Origin of the sequence: Streptomyces tricolor, from assembly GCF_002155905.1 — a bacterium.
GTDB lineage: Bacteria > Actinomycetota > Actinomycetes > Streptomycetales > Streptomycetaceae > Streptomyces > Streptomyces tricolor.
The window spans coordinates 1-1,145 of sequence record NZ_MUMF01001066.1; the positions used below are offsets into that span (position 1 = coordinate 1).

Sequence of the window (1,145 nt, forward strand, 5' to 3'; positions counted from 1 at the left end):
GTCCTCCTTGATCTTCTTCATGGTGAGGTGAGAGGTGACGCGCAGGACGGCGGGCAGGCCGCTGAGCTTGCCGGTCAGGAAGGCCTCGTAGGCGGCGTGGTCGGCGACGGCCACGCGGATGAAGTAGTCGGGACGGCCGTACATCCGCCGGAACTCGATGACCTCTTCGTAGGAGGCCACCTTGGTCTCGAACTCCTCCACCGTCCTCCGGTCGTTGGCGTAGATCTCGACGTCGATGAGGACCTCCAGCTCGCGGCCCAGCGCCGCGGGGTCGACGACGGCCCGGTAGCCGGTGATGACGCCCGTCTCCTCCAGCCGCTTGACCCGGCGCAGACACGGGGGCGGGGTCAGACCCACGCGCTTGGCCAGCTCGACGTTGGTCAGCCGCCCGTCCTGGCGCAGGTGGAACAAAATTTCGCGATCGGTCGCATCGAGCCCGTCTTGATTGCTCACAAAGGCATTCTACGGCCATGAATGGCAACCATATTAGGCGTCATCCTTCCTAAAATGTCGGCATGCGAATACCTCCCGCCGTTGCCGACCGGACCGCGCCCGCGACCGCTCCTCCGCCGCGCCGGTGGTCCGACGCACGGGCCGCGCTCCGCGACGGCGCCTCCGTCGGCCTGGGCATGCTCCCGCTGGGGCTCGCCTTCGGTGCGCTGGTCGTCCAGTCGGGGCTCGACTGGTGGTGGGCGGGGGCGTCCTCCGCCCTGATCTACGGCGGCTCGTTCGAGTTCCTGCTCATCGGCATGGTCGCCGCCGCAGCGCCGCTGGCGTCCGTCGCCGTGGCCGCCTTCCTGGTGCAGGCCCGGCACGTCTTCTACGCCCTGTCCTTCCCCCTGCACCGCGTGCGGGGCCGTCTCGCCCGGACGTACAGCACCTTCGCGCTCACCGACGAGGCGTACGCCCTGACCGCCGCCGCACAGGCCCGCACCTGGTCCGGCCGGCGCATCCTGTGGCTCCAGCTCTCCCTGCACCTGTACTGGGCCGGCAGCGCGACCGCCGGAGCCCTCCTCGGCGCGCTCGTCCCGGACGGCGTCGCCGGCCTGGACTTCGCCCTGACCGCCCTGTTCGCCGTCCTGGCCCTCGACGCCGTCCGCGACCTGCGCGGCGACCTGCCCACCCCCGTCCTCGCCCTGCTGTGC

At 70.7% G+C, this 1,145-nt stretch carries 2 protein-coding genes; one reads left to right on the plus strand and one right to left on the minus strand.

Going from position 1 to position 1,145, the window contains the following annotated elements:
* The coding region (locus CCN44_RS42750) for an Lrp/AsnC family transcriptional regulator (protein WP_107502192.1) at positions 1 to 453 on the minus strand (453 nt) is incomplete at its 3' end.
* Between the two features lie 62 nt (positions 454 to 515).
* On the opposite strand from CCN44_RS42750, the gene CCN44_RS42755 reads away from it, so the two are divergent.
* A partial coding sequence (locus tag CCN44_RS42755; RefSeq protein ID WP_086704664.1) for an AzlC family ABC transporter permease occupies positions 516 to 1,145 on the plus strand: 630 nt, incomplete at its 3' end.